Genomic DNA, 18,296 nt, shown 5'->3' on the forward strand with positions numbered 1-18,296 from the left:
TGGGTTGGGATCTTGGGGGCTCTTGCGTCGCAACAGTACGGTTTTTGCAACTGCGAAGAAACCCTCCCCGAAGGGGGTAGCGGAAACCAACTCCCGTTCCGGCCGTTGTTGGCCATATGGACAGCCCCCTCCCCCGCCCGATGGCGCCACATCCGATGCCGCATCCGATCAGGACGGCCCCTCCCCCGAACAGGAGGCCGCCTGCGCCGGGCTTGCCTACAGCTCCGACGAGACGCCCGGCATCCGGCGGCGGCGCTACGGCAAGGGCTTCCGCTTCCTGTGGCCCGACGGCACCCAGGTGACGGAGGAGGACACGCTGGCGCGCATCCGCAAGCTGGCGATCCCGCCGGCCTACAAGGATGTCTGGATTTGCCCCGATCCGGACGGCCATCTCCAGGCGACCGGCCGCGACGCCAAGGGGCGCAAGCAGTACCGCTACCACCAGCGCTGGACCGAGCTGCGCGAGGGCACCAAGTTCGGCCGCATGGTGGAGTTCTGCCACGCCCTGCCCAAGCTGCGCGAGCGGGTGGATGCCGACCTCGGCCGGCGCGGCCTGCCGCGGGAGAAGGTGCTGGCAGCGGTGGTGCGGCTGCTGGAAACCACGCTGATCCGTGTCGGCAATGAGGCCTATGCCCGCGAGAACCGCAGCTATGGCCTGACCACCCTGCGCGACGACCATGCCGAGATCGAGGGGACGGAGGTCCGCTTCTCCTTCAAGGGCAAGTCGGGCAAGGAGTGGAACGTCGCCTTGAAGGACCGCCGGCTGGCCCGCGTCGTCGCCGCCTGCCGCGATGTGCCGGGGGACGAGCTGTTCCAGTATCTCGACCGCGACGGCCAGCACCACGCCGTGACCTCCGGCGACGTGAACGCCTATCTGCGCGAGGCGACCGGCGCCGACTTCACCGCCAAGGATTTCCGCACCTGGGCCGGCACGGTGCTGGCCGCCATGGCGTTGCGGGAGTTCGAGAGCTTCGACAGCGCCAGCGCTGCCAAGCGCAACGTCACCCGCGCCATCGAACAGGTCGCCACCCGGCTGGGCAACACCCCCAGCGTCTGCCGCAAGAGCTACGTCCACCCCGAGGTGCTGGACGCCTATCTGGAGGGCGGACTGCTGGCGTCGCTGAAGCAGGAGGTGGAGGCGGAGCTGCGCGACGATCTGGCCGGGCTGAGCGGCGAGGAGGCCGCGGTGCTGGCCTTCCTGCGCGAAAGGCTGGAGCGCGAGACCGCGGCGCGGGCGCGGGAGGGCGCGCGGCGGAAGAAGTAGGGGGCAGGCGGGAGCGTCGCCTTCCGACGGTCCCGCTTCAGATAGCCGTGGTCTCAGACCGTCTCGGCCGTCTCCGTCACCGGCAGCAGGCGGCGCATGACCAGACAGACCAGATCCCCGGCAAGGATGCCATCGGCGCCGACATGCGCCTGCACGGTGCGCAAAACCATCTCGGTGCGGTCGCGGGCGGACATGCCGCGGCTGTGGGCGAGGGCCGCGGCAAGGCGGGCCTCGCCGAAGGGCTCGCGATGGCCGTCGACGGAGTGGAGCACGCCGTCGGTGCACAGGAAGAGCGTCTCGTCCTGGGTCAGCAGCGCGGTCGCTTCGCTGTAGGGGGCGCCGCGGCGCACGCCCAGCGGCTGGCCGCCGGCCTCGGACAGGAACTGCACGGCACCGTCCGTCGCGACGCGGGCGGCACCGCGATGGCCGGCGGAGGCGTGCACCAGCGTGCCGGCGGCGCGGTCATAGACGGCGACGAAGGCGGTGGCGAAGCCGTTGAAGGGGCTTTCGCCGCACAGGCGCTCGTTGGCATGGGTCAGGATGGCGGCCGGGCCGACGCCGGGGCGGGCGGCCTCGCGGATGGCGCCGCGCACCATCAGCATCAGGAAGGCGGCGGGCACGCCGCCGCCCGACACGCCGGCGGCGACCAGCAGGCTGTGGCGCTCGTCCAGCTCGACCACATCGTAGAAATCGCCGCTGACGGCATGACCGGGCACCAGGATTCCGTAGAACTGGCTGTCGCGGCTGACCGGCAGCTGGCGCGGCAGCAGGCCGGACTGCACGTCGCGGGCGGCGCGCTGCTCCTCCTCGATCAGCTGTTCGGCGGCGGCCAGCTTCTCGCTCTTGGTCTCAAGCTCCGCCCCGCGCATGACCAGCTGGGCGTCGAGGGTCTCCTCGCGCGCGTTCGCCTCCATCGCCATGCGGCGGAAGACGCGCGACAGCCGGCCGAACTCGTCGTCGCGGTCGGCGGCCTCGTTGAGGGTCAGGGGGTTGAAGCGGCCGGCCTCCACCGCCTTGACCGCCTCGCTCAGCCGCTCCACCGGGGCCATCTGGTCGCGGGCGAAGCGCAGGCAGGCATAGACGCCGAGCGCCAGCACGAAGATGCCGACCAGCCCACCGATCTTCAGCTGGCGGCTCAGCATCGCGCCCGGGTCGGTATAGGCCACCCGCACCGCGGCGACCGTCGGCAGGGCGGCCCCGGAAGCGGCGGCGGGACCGGGACCGGCATATTTGATCGGTGCCAGCGCCAGCAGGCCGTTGCCCGACACGCGGACGGCCACGTCGCCGCCGGGCGGCAGCGCCTTGGCCGCGGCGGTGTCGGCGTCGGACAGCGACGCGCCGTCGGCCAGCACCGCGCCGCGGGCCAGCACCCGGCCGTCGCGGTCGAGCAGCCAAGCCGCCTCCACGGCACGGGTGGCGATCAGCCCGTCGACCAGACCCTCGGCCCCAGACTTGCGCAGCAGGTCGCCCAGCCGCCGCAGGTCGGCGCCGACCTGCACGATGCGCGGCTTGTCGACGCCGGCCACCCCGGCGAACTTCATCAGCTTGCCGTTCTCCATCGCCGGTTCGGACACCACCGACGCCGGGGAACGGTTCAGCAGGCCGGCATAGGCGCCGTGGCGCGGGCCGCCCTTGGCATCCTGGCCGAACAGCGGATCGGATCCGGGCAGATTGTGCAGATAGGCGCGGCCGCGGTTGTCGGTGATCCACATCTCGTCCGGGCCGCCGGCCTCGGCGATCTGCTTCAGCCGGTCGTTGATGGCGCGCGGCGCCATCTTCGCGGTTTCGGCCAGCGCCACCAGATGCGCGGTCAGCGTCGCTTCCGACAGCAGGCGTTCCGACAGCAGGGCGTCGACGTCCTGCGGGATGTCGCGCGACTGGGCGGCACCGCGGGCGAGCAGGCCGGCGGCCAGCCGCGCCTCCGTCTCGATCCGTTCGGTCAGGGCGGCGCGCGTCGTCCAGGCCATCGTCGTGGTGACCGCCGCAACCGCCAGCAGCACCAGACCGGTGACCAGCAGGATCAAACGCTGTTGGAACGTCATGGGATTGCGCCCGCCCCCCGTCGTTGAAGAAATGGCCGATGCCACCGCTTCTACCGGTCCGGGGCGCGCAAGTCCAGGCACCGGGGCGCTGCACCCGTCATGTCACGGCGACGGATGGCCGCAGCGGCCCGGCGGCAGCACGAAAGCCGTCATCGCGCCGGATCGGCAGGCGATCCACGCAAGATTCGACCGCGGGCGCGACATTATCTCTTTCGTAACCAGATGGCCGGTAAGACGAAAAACCCCGCCGCCTTCCCGCTGGTGCACGCCGATGCCGATGAATGTCCTGGAGATCGCCATCTACGCCATGGTTCTCACCGCCAGCCAGCCGAACGCCTACGAATGCGTCGCGGTCAAGCCGGAGGGGGTGAACTGCACCAACGGGCTGTCGGCGAAGCCCGACGGTCCGAACCTGCTGTTCAACACCGGCATCCAGGTGATCAAGGACCGTCAGGGCCGCGTGCAGCTGAGCAACGGGCTGCAGACCCGTTTCGACAGCTCCGCCTGGGTGGAATTCCAGGATGCGGGGAAGAAGCCGGTGGTCAGCGTCCGCAAGACCGGCCCGCTGCGCTTCCGCTTTTCCAACGGCTTCCAGTGCGAGGCGATGGGCAACCCGGAAGACATGGCCCGCTGCTACAAGCCCTGACGGCTGGCCTTCCTCAGCGATTGATGCCGCGGCGCTCCATCTCGTCCTCGATGGCTCGGCGGTTCTGCCGGAGCTGGCGCTGTTCCTCGCCCAGCCGGTCATACTGGCTGCGCAGGTCACGGTCGGAATAGTCGCTGTAGGCATTGCCGCGGCGGTTGCCCGATGCGCCTTCGTAGCGGCGGTTATCGCGGTTCACGTCGCGGCTGGCATCGCGATCATCCGCCGCGCGCCCGTCGCGGTCCTGCGGATAGGCGTTGGGGTTGACGGCCCGGTTCAGCTGGTCGAGCGCGCCGCCCCAACCGTTCTGGGATTGCCCGCTTTGGGCTAGGGCGGGCGACGACAGGGCCAGCACGGCGGCGGCGGCGAGGATGACGCTACGCATTGGACGAACTCCCCTGAGCGATTGTCGTTTCCTTCTGACAACCGCCGGGGAGCCGATCCGTCACGCATCACACCGGATCCGGCCCCAGGCCGCCGCGCCCGTGCGGCGCGTCGAGGTCCAGCTTCGGCCCCTTCGGCACGATGCCGGTCGGGTTGATGGTGGCGTGGCTGCCGTAGTAATGGCGCTTGATGTGGTCGAAATTCACCGTCTCCGCCACACCCGGCGCCTGATAGAGGTCGCGCAGATAGCCCGACAGGTGCGGATAGTCGGCGATCCGCCGTTGGTTGCACTTGAAATGCCCGACATAGACCGCGTCGAAGCGCACCAGCGTGGTGAACAGCCGCCAATCCGCCTCGGTCAGCCGGTTGCCGACCAGCCAGCGCTGCGTCGCCAGCTTGGCATCGAGGCCGTCCAGCGCCGCGAACAGCGCGTCGAAGGCCGCCTCGTACTTGTCCTGGGAGGTGGCGAAGCCGGCCTTGTAGACGCCGTTGTTGACGGCGTCATAGACGTGGGCGTTGACGCGGTCGATCTCCTCCGCCAGGTCCGCCGGGTAGAAATCGGTGCGGACGTCGGTGAAGGCGTCGAACTCGCGGTTGAGCATGCGGATGATCTCCGCCAACTCGTTGTTCACGATGCTGCCGGTCTTCTTGTCCCACAGCACCGGGACGGTCACCCGGCCGCTGTAGCCGGGCTTGGCCTTCAGATAGACCTCGTAGAGCCGCCGGGCGCCGGTGACGGGCTCCGGCTCGGCGAAGGTCCAGCCGTCGGCCAGCATCAGCGGATCGACGATGCTGACGCCGATCACGTCGTCCAGCCGCTTCAGCTTGCGGAGGATCAGCGTGCGGTGCGCCCAGGGGCAGGCCAGCGACACCATCAGGTGATAGCGCCCGGCCTCCGCCGGATAGGGGGTGGAGCCGTCGGCCGACACCCGGTCGCGGAACTGCGCCTCCGTCCGGACGAACGCGCCGCCGCTCTTCTTGGTGTCGTACCACTGGTCTTGCCACTGTCCATCGATCAGCAGGCCCACGGCTCCCTCCCCTTCTTCACTCTCTGACGAAAATCAACCGTGCAGCTTGGTGGTGATCTCGGCAACGTGGCGGCCCTGGTAGCGGGCGCCGTCTAGCTCGACCGCACTCGGGCGGCGCGAGCCGTCGCCGTCGGCGATGGTGCTGGCGCCGTAGGGCGAGTTGCCCATCACTTCCGAAACGCCCATCTGGCCCTGGAAGGAATAGGGCAGCCCGACGATCACCAGACCCAGATGCAGCAGGACGGTGTGGGTGCTGAGGATGGTGCTCTCCTGCCCGCCATGCTGGGTGGCGGTGGAGGTGAAGACGCTGCCGACCTTGCCGACGAGTGCGCCCTTGGCCCACAGCCCGCCGGTTCTGGTCGAGGAAGTTCTTCATCTGCGAGGCCATGTTGCCGTAGCGCGTCGGCGTGCCGATGACGATGGCATCGTACTGGGCCAGCTCGTCGACCGTGGCGACAGGGATGTTGCTCTCGTCCTTGTAGTGGGCGGACTGGCGGACGGCTTCCGGCACCAGTTCGGGCACGCGCTTCACCGCCACCTCGGTCCCGGCGACGGAGCGGGCGCCTTCGGCCACCGCCTGCGCCATCTCCGACACGTGGCCCCAGCTGCTGTAATAGAGGACCAGAACCTTCGCCATCGCCGTCACTCCCTGTTGGTTTGCCTGAATGGGTCGTCGATTTTCCGGCCGCCGCGGACAGGTGCCGGCCGCGGCGGTGACACCAGAAATAGGGCGCGGCGGCGCTTTCGGTAATGGCGGATCTTGGCACCTCATTGTTTCCGGGTGTACAACAATGCCATGGATCGCCTCGACGACATGCTCGCCTTCATCAAGGTGGTGGACACCAAGAGCTTCACCGCCGCCGCCGACCGGCTCAATCTGTCGAAGTCGGTGGTCTCCCGCCGCATCGGCGAGCTGGAGAACAGGCTCGGCGCGCGGCTCTTGAACCGCACCACCCGCAAGCTCAGCCTGACCGAAGTGGGGCAGGCCTATTACGAGCGCTGCACCCGCATCCTCGCCGATCTGGAGGAGGCGGAGCAGGCGGTCGCCGACCTGCATGCCGCCCCGCGCGGCCGGCTGCGGCTGAACGCACCGGTCAGCTTCGGCATCATGCATCTGGCGCCGGCGGTGGCGGAGTTCCTGGAGCGCTACCCGGCCATCGAGATCGACATGGACCTGAACGACCGCACGGTCGATCTGGTCGACGAGGGGTACGATCTGGCGGTGCGCATCGGCCGGCTGCGCGACAGCTCCCTGATCGCCCGGCGGCTGGCCCCGGCGCGGATGGCGCTGTGCGCCAGCCCGGCCTATCTGCAAAAGCACGGCGTGCCGCAGACGCCGGACGAGCTGAGCAACCACGCCTGCCTGATCTACACCAACGTGCCGACCCCCGACCTCTGGCCGTTCATCGTCGATGGGGAAACGCGCAGCGTCCGGGTGACGGGCCCGATCCGCAGCAACAACGGCGACCTGCTGCGCGAGGCGGCGGCGGCCGGCGTCGGCTTCATCATGTCGCCGACCTTCCTGTGCGGACAGGCGCTGTCGCGCGGCGAGCTGGTCAGCATCCTGCACCGCCATGTCCCGGCCGAGGTGAGCGTCAATGCGGTCTATCCGCAGAACCGGCATTTGTCGCCGAAGGTGCGGGTGTTCGTCGATTTCCTGGTGCAGCGCTTCGGCCCGCGCCCCTATTGGGACTGCGCGCTGCTCGACACGCTGCCCGAAGAAGCATGGCCGCATGAGTGAGCGGGCGCGGCAGCCCGGCCGAACGGCCTCAGGACGGCTGGTTCGGCCGGCGGCGGGAGCGCAGGTTCAGCGCGGTGATGAAGTTGGGCTGCTGGCCGACGACCTGACCCTGGGGAACCGGCTTCTTCGGGGCGGTGGACAGGAAGCCGCCGACCCGGCCGCGCAGTTCGACCGAGTGATGCGCCGCCTCGTCCGCGGTTTGCGCCACCTGGCGGCGGACCGACGGCTCCAGCGTGTTGAAGGCACGCGAGGCGAACTCAAAGGCCGGCTGCGATTTGGTGGCGATCACCTGACGCAGCGCCTTGGACACCAGCACCGTGTCGAGACCGCCCGGCCCCTCGACCCCATCCAGCACGTCGGCCAGGATGCCGATGGCCTGGAGCGTGCGGTTGTCGTCCAGCGAAAGGTCGTGAGCGTCCATACGGGTCTTCCGATCGTCTCAAGCGGTACGGGTCTCGCCCCAGAGGACACCCGGCTTCTACCGCTTGAATCATAGTGTTTGCGCCGGCATCTGGCAATGGACGGCAGCGCGGGCCGCCGGTTGAATCGTTAAGACCGTGGCGGCCACGCTACTCGGCGACGGTGGTGAGGACCGCGGAGCGGACGGCCACGGCGCCCCTGGCATCGGCCGGCAGCGCCGCCAGCGCGGCGCGCAGGCCCGCCAGATAGGGACCGGCAGGCTCGACCTCCTCCCGGTCGGCGGGGAACAGCGGCTCGCGGGTCACCAGCGCCAGGATCATCGCCGGGCCGAAGGGCGGTGAGATGGTGTAGATGCGGTCGGCCGACGATTTCGCGACGCCCAGCGTCACCGGCCGCCCGGCCTCCACACGGTCGTCCCGGCGCAGGCGCATCGGCACCATGTGGATGACGCTGCCGTCGCCGTCGATGTAATCGACGGTCAGATGGCCCGGCATGCCGGCGGTGACCGTGATCTCCAGAGTCTCGCCCTTGCGGTAGACCAGCGACGGCCGGTTGAAGGAGAGCGTCGGGGCGTCGGTATCCTGACCCGCCGATTGCGTCGCCAACTGTGTGGGCAGCCCGGCGATGCCCAGCGCCTCGCACAGCGGCCAGGGCCGCACGGCCACCCGCGCTTCGAGATCGATGCCGGGCGGCAGCGCGGTGAGCACCGCCTTCAGGCCAACCGCATCCTCATCGCTGCCGACATAGCCGGAGATGCGCAGCCCCTTGGCGGTCTCGGCCGTCCCGACACCGGCGCAGTTCAGGCGGCCGACCGCGGCGTCCACCTCCTTGCGGGCCTCGGCGACGGACGGGCGCGGGGGGTCCACAGCGGTGGCCGCCGGCGGGGTCTGTGCCTGCGACAGCCCGGCCATCAAAAGGCAGGCGACGCCGGCCGCTGCCGGAAGCCCGGCTCCCCATCGTCGCGGGGATGACGGATCGGACGGGAATCGGATCATGATTGACGGTTCCGAACGGGCGGTTTCCAGACGGGCATTCAAGGTTTTGCCGGCTAGGGCTTCCCCGGCTCCGGCGCCGCCAGCGGGAAGGGGTTCAGCTCGTTGCCGCCGGTCTTGAAGATGGCCGACTGGTTCCACCGCTTCTCCCGCGCCAGACGCGGCACGGCGCGGTTCACATACTGGCCCAGCGTCAGGTTGTAGATCGCCTCGTCGCCCGGCAGCAGGGCCTTGCCCTTCAGCCCTTCCAGCACCGCATGGGCGAAGATGCCGTTGCGGCCGTCATAGCTGTCGAGCGCCTCCTCCTGCTCCGACGAGGCCGCCAGCAGATAGCGCTGGCCCATGTCCTGGTAGAGCTTGTCGACCGTGCCGGCGGACACGGCACCCGAATGGCAGGTGTCGAGCAGAACCAGCACGTTGCGGGCGGCGATGGCGCTGACCAGCCGGTTCAGATCCTTCTCCGACAGGCCCTGCCGGGTGATCGCGTCCGGCGTGGTGGCGGCCACGTCCTGGGTGATGAAATGGTACAGCTTGACCGAGGGGTCCTTCGGCGACGGCACGATCACGCCATGGCCGGCAAGATAGAGCACGACCGTGTCCTGTTCGCGCGCGTTGGCGGCCAGCGCCTCCAGCCCGGACACGACGGCGTCGCGGCTCGCCTCCTCGTCGTAAAGCGTCCGCGACAGCGCCAGCGACTGCTCCCGGTCGTAGGTCGCGGGAATGCGTCCGCGCACCGCCTCGGCGAAGGAGGTGGCGTCGGCACGGGCGAAGCGCAGCTGCGAGCCCGCCGGCCGGTATTTGTCGATGCCGACGACGAAGGTGATCAGCCGCGGCCGGTCCGGCACGTCCCGCGCCTTGGCGTCCTCCGCCTGCGCGACCGGCGCCGGCAGCACGAAATCGACCAGGGCCGAGCGCTCGTAGATGGCGTCGGACCCGCTGTAGGCACGGATCTGCACGCGGTTGCTGCCGGGATCGAGCCGGACGGTGCTGACCCGCTCCTCCGCCACCGGCGGCCCCTGGTCCTTGGCGGCGTCGCCAGCGGGGGGCGGGGATGACGGCGGCGGGGAGGTCTGTTCGGCAGGCTGCGGCGCCGGTTCCTTGGCGCGGGCGAAGGCGCGGGACTTGTCCTGGCCGCTGACGTTGCGGCCATTGCGGAACAGATCGACCGTCCCGATGCCGCCGCCGGTGTCGGCGATGCGGTAGCGCAGGCGCACCGCGCCGATCCCCTCCGGCAGCGCCACGGTCAGGCGGGGCGTGTCGGCCGTACCGTCGGGATCGGCCCCTTGCGCCGTCCCCTGGATCGCCCCTTGCGCCGCCCCTTGCGGCGGCGTCTTGGCGGTGGCTGGCGCCGGTGCGGCGGCCGGAACAGGCTCCTTGGCGCGCGCGAAGGCACGGCTGACCGGCGTCATGTCCAGCGGATGGCAGGTTTCGGCGTCGGCCGTCACCGCCGGGGCCGGGGGCGTAGTCGGGGCCGGGGACGTAGTCGGGGCCGGGGCCGGCGCGGTGGCCTCAACCGCACCGGTGCCGAGCGCCAGACCGCGGGCGGCGGCGGGCACGGTGCAGTAATCCAGCAGGGTCACCTGCGGACGGCGCTGGGTCAGCAGGCGGATGTCGCCGATGGCGGACAGGCGCGCCGCGATCTCCGCCTGCCCGGTCTGGCGCAGCTTGGCGCGGACCAGTTCGGGGGCGTCGAACACGCGGTAGACCTGCTTGAACTCCACCCATTGCAGCCCCTTCTTCTTGGGGTCGTTCAGGTGGAAGCCGACCAGGGTCTCGCCGCCGCTTTCGGAATGGTCGAAGAAGGCCTCAGGCGTCCACAGCACCCAGCGGCGGCCGTCGCGGTGCGGGAACAGCGCCGCCAGCTCCTCCAGCGGGCGGGCGCCGCCGGACAGGGCATACCAGCGCAGCGTGCCGTCGCCCAGCGCCGCCACGGCGACCCGGCCGTCGGCCGATGCGACGACGCCCCACACGGCGGCCGGCACCTCGGCGCGGGCAAGCTCGGCCCCGGCGGAATCGAGAAGGCGCAGGCTGAATTCGCCGCCCAGCAGGACGCGGCGCTGCGCGCCCAGAACGGTGACGCTGCGCGCCCACTCGCCGCTGTCCAGCTTCACCGGCTGGCCGTTGACCTTGGCCGCCCGGCTGTTGCGCCAGTCGGAGACGCCGATGCCCGGCCCCTCGGCGGACGGGCGGTTCAGGCCGGGCAGCGCCTCGGGCGCCGGCGTCAGGCTGCGGGCCAGCACGTCGAAGCGCATCGGCCGCCGGCCGCCCTGCTCCATGCCGAATTCCAGCACCAGCCCGTCGTCCGACAGGCCGAAACGGCCGAGATGGATGTCGCGGTAATCGGCGATGTCGCCGATGCGGGCGAACAGCAGCCGGCCGGCCGGATCGAGCACGCCCCATCCGGGATCGGCGGCGGCGAAGGCCACCCCGCCGCCGGGCAGCGCCAGCAGGTGGGTCACCGAATTCGCGCGCCACGGGGGTGTCGGCGAAGGCGCCCTTGCCGCCGTCGGCCCAGCGGCGCACCACGTTGCGGGTGCCGTCCGTCGTCGCGGTGCCGGCGGCGACCAGCGCCGTGCCGTCCCAGGCGACGGCGGCGAAGCTGCCGCCGGAGATGCCGGCGGTCTTGGGCGACAGGCGCGCCTTCAGGTCGCTGCCGGACAGCACGTCGACCCGCGTCTGGTCGGCATAGCCGACGGCCAGCTGCGATCCGTCGGGCGAGAAGGCCACCGAATAGGGCATGCCGCTGCCCGGCTTGCGCTTGGCCTTCTGCTTGAAGCTGGAATCATAGAGGCGGACGTTGCCGTCGAAGGAGGCGGTGGCGAGCCGGCCGTCGGGCGCGAAGGCCAGCGCCGAAACCCGCGCGCCGTAGCCGGTGTCCTCGGCGACCAGCTTGAAGCCGGCGCTGTCCCAGACGCGGATGCCGGCGGTGCCGCCGAAGGCCCCGGCGACGAACCGCCCGTCGGGCGAGAAGGCCAGATCGTTCAGCACCTGCGGTTGGCCGGCAAGCCGGGCCTTCAGCCGCTGCGCCTTCACGTCGAACAGATAGAGCGTGACGCCGTCGCCCCAGCTCGTGCCGGTGTTGCCGGCCGCCACGGCCAGCGACCCGTCGGCGGACAGGGCGACGGCATAGAGCGCCCCCTCGTCCCCCGCCTCCATCGGCACGCGCAGCACGCCCAGCGGCTCGCCGTCGCGGCTCCACAGCCGCAGGGACTTGTCGTTGGAGACGGTGGCGATCAGCCGGCCCTGCGCATCGCTGGCCAGCCGGTTGACGCGGGCGGTGGGGCCGCCGGTCTCGATGCGCAGGAAGGCGCCGGTCGATGCGTCGCCCGCCAGCGCGCTTCCCACCGCGAGCCCGCCCAGCAGAAGGCCGAGGAGGACGGCAAGGAAAGCGCCGAAGCGGGCGCCGAGACGGGTGCTGCACCGCAGCAGCGCGATTCTGTGAGGGAGACAGCCGGCCATCGTCGGTTCCGCTTGCACTGAATGTCGAAAACCGCCCGGCCGCGGCATCCCTGGAGATGCCGCAGCCGGGACGGACCCTATCGGAGCACGCCTCAGACCGCGCCTCAGACCGCGTCGAGGGTGGCTTCCTTCTGGGCCATCTGCTGGATGGCGTTGGTCGAGGCGTTGATGCGCTCCGACGTTTCAAAGGCGGTGTTGGTGCGCTGGACCACCTGCGACGGCGAGGCGGCGCCGGCGGTCGTGGTCTGCTTGGCCGGCTTCTTCTTGGTCTGCGCCTTGGCCGCGCTCTTGGTGCGGATCTTCTCGGCGGCGCCCGGCTGGATGTTGTCGGCGGCGATCAGATACTCGTCGCGGCGCTTGACGATGTTCTGGTTGATCGCGCTGGCGATGCTGTAGTCCTTGTCCAACTGGCCGCGGATCAGGGCGAGACGCTGCTCGGCCTCCGGCTTGCCGATGCGGTTCGCCTTGTAGTCGGCCTTGACGCGCGCGATCTCGGCGCGGCGGCAGTTCACCAGCTGGTCGAGTGCCACCTGGGTGCGGTCCAGATTCTGGTTCTCGGTGTCGAGATCGTTCGCCACGCCCAGGATCGCCTGGTCGCGGCCCTGCTGCATCCGGGAGTTCCAGTAGCCGCCGAGCGTGCCGACGGCGGCCCCGGCCGCGGCCCCGATCAGGGCGCTCTTGAGGTTGCCGCCGGCCAGCGCACCGGTCAGAGCCCCGGCGCCCGCACCGATGGCCGCACCCTTCAGCATGTCCTCGGCATAGAAGTTGCCGGTCGAATCGAGGGCGACCCGGTACTGGTAGCAGGCATCGGACCCGTCATTGGCGCCGATGCGGTCCTGCTGCGTGGTCACGCAGCCGCTGAGCGCCATGGCGACGATGGTAACGGAGAGGAGGCTTGCCCTGACACGGTTGCTTCGCATGAGCTGAATTCCCGTTTGCTTTTCTGTTTAAGTTGGCACTCGTTTCAGTCCAGAATTCCCGACAGCCCGCACCACCCCCACAGTGGATGCGGCCCCCCGCCGATCAGGACCGGCTGCAAAGCTGCCACAGCAACAACTGTAACGGAAGGGGGCATTACTGTGGATTCGCGCGGTCTTTTATGCACTTTCGTCCATACCTAGCCTTGGTTATACGCTATACTTGGGGACTATGATGTTCGGTAAAACACGTTTCTGGATGATGACGATCCTGGCGGGTTTCGCGGCCGGCATCGGCCTGATGGCGGCACCGGGCCCGGCGCGGGCGGAAATCGCGGCGCTGGTGATCGGAATCGACCGGTACAGCAGGATCAATCCGTTGCAGGGGGCGGTCAACGACGCCCGTGACATCGCGGACGCGCTGAAGGGTCTGGGCGTGCGCAAGCTGCGCCTGTTCGTCGATGGCGAAGCCGAGCGCAGCCGGATCATCGCGACGTGGCGGCAGCTGATCGCCGAAACCTCCCCCAACTCGACGCTGGTGCTGACCTTCGCCGGCCATGGCGCGCAACAACCCGAACGTGTGCCCGGCAGCGAGGCCGATGGGCTGGACGAGTTCCTGGTGCTGGCCGATTTCGCCCCGCGCGGGCCCGGCACGGCGCAGCGCCTGACCGACGACGAAATCGCCATCCTGTTCAAGGAGGCGGCGCCGCGCCGGGTGATCTTCATCTCCGATTCCTGCCATTCCGGAACGATGACCCGCGCCTTCGACGACCGCGCCGGCAAGCTCGGCACGCGGGCGGCCACCATCGACGGCGTGCCTGTCGACCATATCGAGGACGACGCCCTGCCGCCGCCCACCCGCGCCGCCTTGCAGGCGGAGGCGGAGGAGCAGCCGAACGTCACCTTCTTCGCCGCGGTGGCCGACGACGAGCTGGCGCCGGAGGTGATGATCGACCGCAAGCCCCGCGGCGCGCTGAGCTGGGCCTTCGCCAACGCGCTGCGCGGGCAGGCCGACCGCAACGGCGACGGCGTCGTCACCAAGGGGGAGCTGGAGGCGCACATCCGCGACTCCGTCCGCATGGCGCTGGAAGGGCGGCAGCATCCGCAGGTCCAGCCGCGCGGCCGGGGCGAGGTGCCGCTGATCGACCCGGTCGCCGCCCGGCCGAAGCCGCCCTCGCTGCTGCCGGCCGTCGGTGCGATCCCGCTGCGGATCCTGGGCCAGCCGGCGGCGGTGAAAAAGCTGGCCGCCGGTTTCACCGGGGTCGAGATGGTCGGGACGGAGGGCCCCGCCCTGGTCTGGGACACCGGCAGCGGCGAGGTGGTCAGCAATGTCGGCGACGTGCTGGCCAGCATCGCCGGCGACCCGGCAGCCCCGGAAACCCGGCGGCGTGTGCAGGGGGTGGTCGACAAATGGTCGCTCGTGCTGCGGGTGAAGGCGGCGGCGGAGGGCCGGTCGCTGGCGCTGGCCGTCGAGCCGGGCGACCGCGATTACCGCAAGGGCGAGACGGTCTCGCTCGACATCGGCGGCAACAGCGGCACCTATTTCACCCTGATCAACCTCGCCGCCGACGGCACGGTGAACTACCTCTACCCGCTGGCGGAGCGCAAGGATCCGCCGCAGATCCCGCGCGGCGGCCCCTACCGGCTGGCGCTGACGGTGGAGCCGCCCTTCGGCGCCGACCATTTCCTCGCCATCGCCTCGCCCAAGCCGATGGCGGCGCTGCAACGCGACCTGGCCGCGCTGGACGGCAAGCCGGCCGCCGCGGAGGTCGCCGCCCTGCTGAACCGCCATCTGGCCGGGCAGCCGGTGGAGTTCGGCATCCACGGCGTCTACAGCACGGCGCGCTGACGACGCGACTTCGGGATGTCAGGCCAGGGCCGGCAGTTGCGGGGCGAGCGCCAGATGCAGTTCGTGACGCCCGTCCTGCCGGCCGGGGCGGTGGCCGAAATCGAGCGCGATGCCCGACAGCGTCAGCCCGTTCGCCGCGGCATGGGCGTGAAGCCGGTCGAAGCCGTCAGCCATCGACGCGGCCATCGCCGCCTGCGGGCCGTCCTGCACGGTCCGCAGATATCGGCCGGCGTCGAGGTCGAGGCGGACCATGCCGTCGGGGATCTCGCTGGCCTTGGCCGCCATGAAACCGACCAGCCGGCGCTGCAGGCCGTTCTCCTCGGGCAGCGACACCGCGGCGAAGGCTGCCGTTCCGACATCGGCGGCGAACACGCGCTCCCACGCCGCGGCGACCGCGGCGGGCAGTTCGTCGCCGCTCGCCTCGACCATGCAGCCGATGACGGTCAGTTCGGGAAAGGTCACGGTCTCGATCATCACGGTCCCTCTGGATGGCGACGGATTACAGGTCGGGGTCGGCCAGCAGGCGGGCCAGGACCGGTCCCGTCGCCCCGCTGCCGACCGGGCGGCCATCGACCGCCACCAGCGGGCGCAGGCCCAGGCTGTTGGTCAGGATGGCCTCGTCGGCGCGGACGAGGTCTTCCGGGGTGAGCGGCGCCTGCTCCGCGCCATGGCGCTCCAGGACCAGGGCGCGGCGGATGCCGGGAAGGGCGCCGTCGGCCAGCGGCGGGGTCAGCAGGCGGCCGCCGATCGACAGGAAAAGGTTGGCGACGCTCGATTCCGCCAGCCGGCCGGCGGCGTTCAGCAGCAGCGCCTCGTCGGCGCCGCGCTCCGCCGCCTCCTGCCGGGCCAGGATGGAATCGAGGTAATTCAGCGACTTCAGGCGCGACAGCGGCGAATGCTCGTTGCGGCGGGTGCTGCGGGCGACGATGGCGGACACCGGCGCGGTCGTGTGGGCGGCGGGCGCCACGGTCATCAGCAGGGTCGGACGGGCATCGGCCGGCGGCAGCACCCCGCGGGCACCGGTGCCGCGCGACAGGGTCAGGCGCAGCACACCGTCGGCGATGCCGGTCGCCCCGATCAGCGCCGCCATCGCGTCGGTCAGGTCCGCGGCGCTGTGGGGCAGCGGCAGTCGGAGCAGCCCAACCCCGGCCGTCAGCCGGTCGAGATGGCGCGGCAGGTGGCGCGGCAGGCGGTCCTTGATCCGGATCGTCTCGAACAGCCCGTCGCCAAGGGTGAAGCCGCGGTCGGCCGGGTCGATCCGCCCTTCCGCCGCCGGCATCAGCCGCCCGTTCAGCCAGATCGTCATGGCGTTCCCTCCCCCACCGGATCTCCCGCCGCGCGCAGCTGGGCACGGGCCTTGACCAGCATTTCCTCATGCTCGTCCGCCGGATCGGAATCGGCGACGATGCCGCCGCCGGCCTGGGCGATCACCGCGTCCGGCGTCACCGACAGGGTGCGGATGACGATGTTGCTGTCCATGGCACCGTCGAAGCCGATCCAGGCGACCGAGCCGCAATAGGCGCCGCGGCGGGCCACCTCCAGCTCGTCGATGATCTGCATGGCGCGGATCTTCGGCGCACCCGTAATCGACCCGCCGGGACAGGCGGCACGCAGCAAATCCACCGGCCCCAGCCCCGGCAGCAGGCGCGCGGTGACGACGGACACGAGGTGATGGACGGTGGCGAAGCTCTCCAGCCCGAACAGCACCGGCACCCTGACGCTGCCGACCTCCGACACCCGCGCCAGATCGTTGCGCAGCAGGTCGGTGATCATCAGGTTTTCCGCCCGGTCCTTGATGCTGGCCGACAGGTCCGCCGCCGCAGCGGCGTCGGCCGCCGGGTCGGCGTGGCGCGGACGGGTGCCCTTGATCGGCCGCGTTTCGATGTTGCGGTCGGCGCCGAGCCGGATGAAGCGTTCCGGCGACGCCCCGGCGAGCCGCAGCTTCGGCCCGCAATTCAGGAAGGCGGCGAAAGGCGCCGGGCTCAAGGCGCGCAGGCGTTCGTAGAGCGCATAGGCGTCGATGGTCCCGCCGGTATCGGCGAGGAAGCGCTGGGTGAAGTTGGCCTGATAGATGTCGCCGGCGCGAATATAGTCCAGCACCCGGCCGACCCGGTCGAGATAGTCGGGGCGCGCCAGTTCCGACCGCCAGCGCAGCGGCGCCGGGCCGGCAGATTGTTCCGGAGGCGGAACGGACAGCCGGGCCGCCATGCGGCGCGCGCGGTCCTCCGCCTCCGGCCGGGCGGCGATGACCCAGGCGCGGCCCTCCTGCCGGTCGAAAGCGGCGACGACATCGTAGAGCCCGAAGGCGAAGTCCGGCTGGCCGCCCGGATTGCCATGGCGGGAGCGCAGCCCCTCCAAAGCCGTTCCGGCTTCGTAACCGACGAAGCCCACGGCCCCTCCGGTGAAGGGAACCGGACCGTCGGAGGGAAGCGGACATGCCGCCAACGCCCGTTCCAGCGCATCGAAGGGGCTGCCGCCGACCGGCCGGCCGTCGACCAGGGTCTGCCCGCCGGTGGCCTCCACGGTTTGGAACGGGTCCGCAACGATGTATGAATAGCGCCCGTTCTGCGGATGGGGGGCGGCGCTGTCGAGCAGCATCGCCCAGGGCTCGGCGCTCCAGGGACGGAACAGGGCGGCGGGATCGCCGCAGGAGATCGGGATCGTCAGCATGGCGGTGGCAGTCGGCCGGCGGCTTACATCAAGATGGTGGCGCCGCCATCGACGACCAGGACATGGCCGTTGACATAGGACGCCGCCGCCGAGGCCAGGAACACCGCCGCCCCGGCAATCTCCTCCGGCCGGCCCCAGCGCCGCATCGGCGTGCGGTTGGCGAAATAGGCCGAGCGCTCCGGATCGCCGGTGATCGCCGCATTCGTTTCGGTTGCGAAAAAGCCGGGCGCGATGGCGTTGCTGGTCAGCCCCAGCGGGCCGTATTCGGCGGCCAGCGCCCGCACCATGCCGTTCAGCCCGGACTTCGCCGCGGCATAGACGCTGTCGTTGGCCCGCGAGATCTGCCCGGCGACGGAAGTGACGGCGATCAGCCGGCCGCGCCCGCGCGGCAGCATCAGCCGCGCCGCCTCCCGCGCCAGGATCAGGCCGGAAGCCAGATCGACATCGAGCAGGCTGGTGATCTCGTCGTCGGTCAGATCGGCAAGCGGCTTGCGGTTGCGCTGTCCGACATTCTGGACCAGCACGTCGAGCCGGCCATGCTCGCGGTCGATCCGCGCGAAGGCGTCGCGCACCGCCGCCCGGTCCGCCACGTCGAAGGCCAGCGCCGACGCTCTGCCGCCGGCCGCTTCGATCTCGGCGACACGCGGTTCCAGCGTGGCGGCGTCGCGGCCGTTCAGCAGCACATGCGCGCCCGAACCGGCCAGCGCCCGGGCGATCTCCAGACCCAGCCCGCGTCCCGAGCCGGTGACGAGCGCCACCTGACCGGCAAGCGAGAAAGTCGACAGGTATGCCAAGTGGGAAGGAGTCGTCGCGGTCATGTCTGCCCCCTGTCCGGTGCGGCGTTGCAGCGGTCATTTAGCAGACGCAGCGGCGCAAGGGCAGCCCTG

Annotated in this window: 16 protein-coding genes and 1 pseudogene; 4 read left to right on the forward strand and 13 right to left on the reverse strand. The window is 70.7% G+C overall.

The window, feature by feature from the left end; all coding sequences use genetic code 11:
* Window positions 1–22: 22 nt before the first annotated feature.
* Window positions 23–1,264 (forward strand): DNA topoisomerase IB, encoded by a 1,242-nt coding sequence (locus ACWPN3_RS09080; RefSeq protein ID WP_492261273.1) that lies wholly within the window; start codon window positions 23–25, stop codon window positions 1,262–1,264.
* Window positions 1,265–1,317: 53 nt separating this feature from the next.
* Here ACWPN3_RS09080 and ACWPN3_RS09085 read toward each other — a convergent pair whose 3' ends face one another.
* A complete protein-coding gene (locus ACWPN3_RS09085; RefSeq protein ID WP_492243052.1) occupies window positions 1,318–3,306 on the reverse strand; it encodes a PP2C family protein-serine/threonine phosphatase in 1,989 nt (662 codons plus the stop codon).
* 271 nt (window positions 3,307–3,577) lie between these two features.
* On the opposite strand from ACWPN3_RS09085, the gene ACWPN3_RS09090 reads away from it, so the two are divergent.
* Window positions 3,578–3,952 carry a hypothetical protein gene (locus ACWPN3_RS09090; RefSeq protein ID WP_109095674.1) on the forward strand — a complete coding sequence of 125 codons (375 nt, stop codon included), beginning with the start codon at window positions 3,578–3,580 and terminating at the stop codon, window positions 3,950–3,952.
* Between the two features lie 13 nt (window positions 3,953–3,965).
* Here the strand turns inward: ACWPN3_RS09090 and ACWPN3_RS09095 are convergent, their stop codons facing one another.
* The 3 genes and pseudogenes from ACWPN3_RS09095 to wrbA all read right to left on the reverse strand — a co-directional run bounded on the left by ACWPN3_RS09095 (window position 3,966) and on the right by wrbA (window position 5,998).
* A complete protein-coding gene (locus ACWPN3_RS09095) occupies window positions 3,966–4,334 on the reverse strand; it encodes a hypothetical protein (protein ID WP_492243053.1) in 369 nt (122 codons plus the stop codon).
* Between the two features lie 67 nt (window positions 4,335–4,401).
* Window positions 4,402–5,361: a glutathione S-transferase family protein gene (locus ACWPN3_RS09100; protein WP_492261274.1), complete on the reverse strand. Its 960-nt coding sequence runs from the start codon at window positions 5,359–5,361 to the stop codon at window positions 4,402–4,404.
* 33 nt (window positions 5,362–5,394) lie between these two features.
* Window positions 5,395–5,998, reverse strand: a pseudogene (gene wrbA, locus ACWPN3_RS09105) (NAD(P)H:quinone oxidoreductase).
* A gap of 159 nt (window positions 5,999–6,157) precedes the next feature.
* On the opposite strand from wrbA, the gene ACWPN3_RS09110 reads away from it, so the two are divergent.
* Entirely contained in the window at window positions 6,158–7,102 is a 945-nt protein-coding gene (locus ACWPN3_RS09110) for a LysR family transcriptional regulator (RefSeq protein ID WP_109452254.1), read from the forward strand.
* Window positions 7,103–7,130: 28 nt separating this feature from the next.
* Here the strand turns inward: ACWPN3_RS09110 and ACWPN3_RS09115 are convergent, their stop codons facing one another.
* The 5 genes from ACWPN3_RS09115 to ACWPN3_RS09135 form a co-directional block, all read right to left on the reverse strand.
* Entirely contained in the window at window positions 7,131–7,523 is a 393-nt protein-coding gene (locus ACWPN3_RS09115) for a hypothetical protein (RefSeq protein ID WP_098738133.1), read from the reverse strand.
* Between the two features lie 148 nt (window positions 7,524–7,671).
* Entirely contained in the window at window positions 7,672–8,517 is an 846-nt protein-coding gene (locus ACWPN3_RS09120; RefSeq protein WP_492243055.1) for a DUF4384 domain-containing protein, read from the reverse strand.
* Window positions 8,518–8,570: 53 nt separating this feature from the next.
* A complete protein-coding gene (locus ACWPN3_RS09125; RefSeq protein WP_492261419.1) occupies window positions 8,571–9,923 on the reverse strand; it encodes a caspase family protein in 1,353 nt (450 codons plus the stop codon).
* Window positions 9,924–10,320: 397 nt separating this feature from the next.
* Window positions 10,321–11,973: a WD40 repeat domain-containing protein gene (locus tag ACWPN3_RS09130; RefSeq protein ID WP_492261275.1), complete on the reverse strand. Its 1,653-nt coding sequence runs from the start codon at window positions 11,971–11,973 to the stop codon at window positions 10,321–10,323.
* Window positions 11,974–12,077: 104 nt separating this feature from the next.
* The gene (locus tag ACWPN3_RS09135; protein ID WP_109095680.1) at window positions 12,078–12,893 is read right to left on the reverse strand and encodes a YMGG-like glycine zipper-containing protein; all 816 of its coding nucleotides are present in this window, start codon (window positions 12,891–12,893) and stop codon (window positions 12,078–12,080) included.
* A gap of 256 nt (window positions 12,894–13,149) precedes the next feature.
* Here ACWPN3_RS09135 and ACWPN3_RS09140 point away from each other — a divergent pair, with 256 nt between their 5' ends.
* Window positions 13,150–14,739, forward strand: coding sequence for a caspase family protein (locus ACWPN3_RS09140; protein ID WP_492261276.1), 1,590 nt, complete (start codon window positions 13,150–13,152; stop codon window positions 14,737–14,739).
* An 18-nt stretch (window positions 14,740–14,757) separates the two neighbouring features.
* Here ACWPN3_RS09140 and ACWPN3_RS09145 read toward each other — a convergent pair whose 3' ends face one another.
* The 4 genes from ACWPN3_RS09145 to ACWPN3_RS09160 are packed head-to-tail and all read right to left on the reverse strand — an operon-like array spanning window position 14,758 to window position 18,227.
* Window positions 14,758–15,213, reverse strand: a complete 456-nt coding sequence (locus ACWPN3_RS09145; protein WP_492243058.1) for a hypothetical protein — start codon at window positions 15,211–15,213, stop codon at window positions 14,758–14,760.
* Between the two features lie 25 nt (window positions 15,214–15,238).
* Complete coding sequence (locus tag ACWPN3_RS09150; RefSeq protein WP_492243059.1) at window positions 15,239–16,045, reverse strand: aminotransferase class IV; 807 nt, start codon at window positions 16,043–16,045, stop codon at window positions 15,239–15,241.
* Window positions 16,042–17,409 (reverse strand): aminodeoxychorismate synthase component I, encoded by a 1,368-nt coding sequence (pabB, locus tag ACWPN3_RS09155; protein ID WP_492243060.1) that lies wholly within the window; start codon window positions 17,407–17,409, stop codon window positions 16,042–16,044. Before pabB ends, ACWPN3_RS09150 begins: the two co-directional genes overlap by 4 nt.
* 23 nt (window positions 17,410–17,432) lie before the next feature.
* Window positions 17,433–18,227, reverse strand: coding sequence for an SDR family oxidoreductase (locus ACWPN3_RS09160; RefSeq protein ID WP_109095685.1), 795 nt, complete (start codon window positions 18,225–18,227; stop codon window positions 17,433–17,435).
* Between the last annotated feature and the right edge of the window lie 69 nt (window positions 18,228–18,296).

This window comes from Azospirillum sp. UENF 111221 (assembly GCF_058780625.1).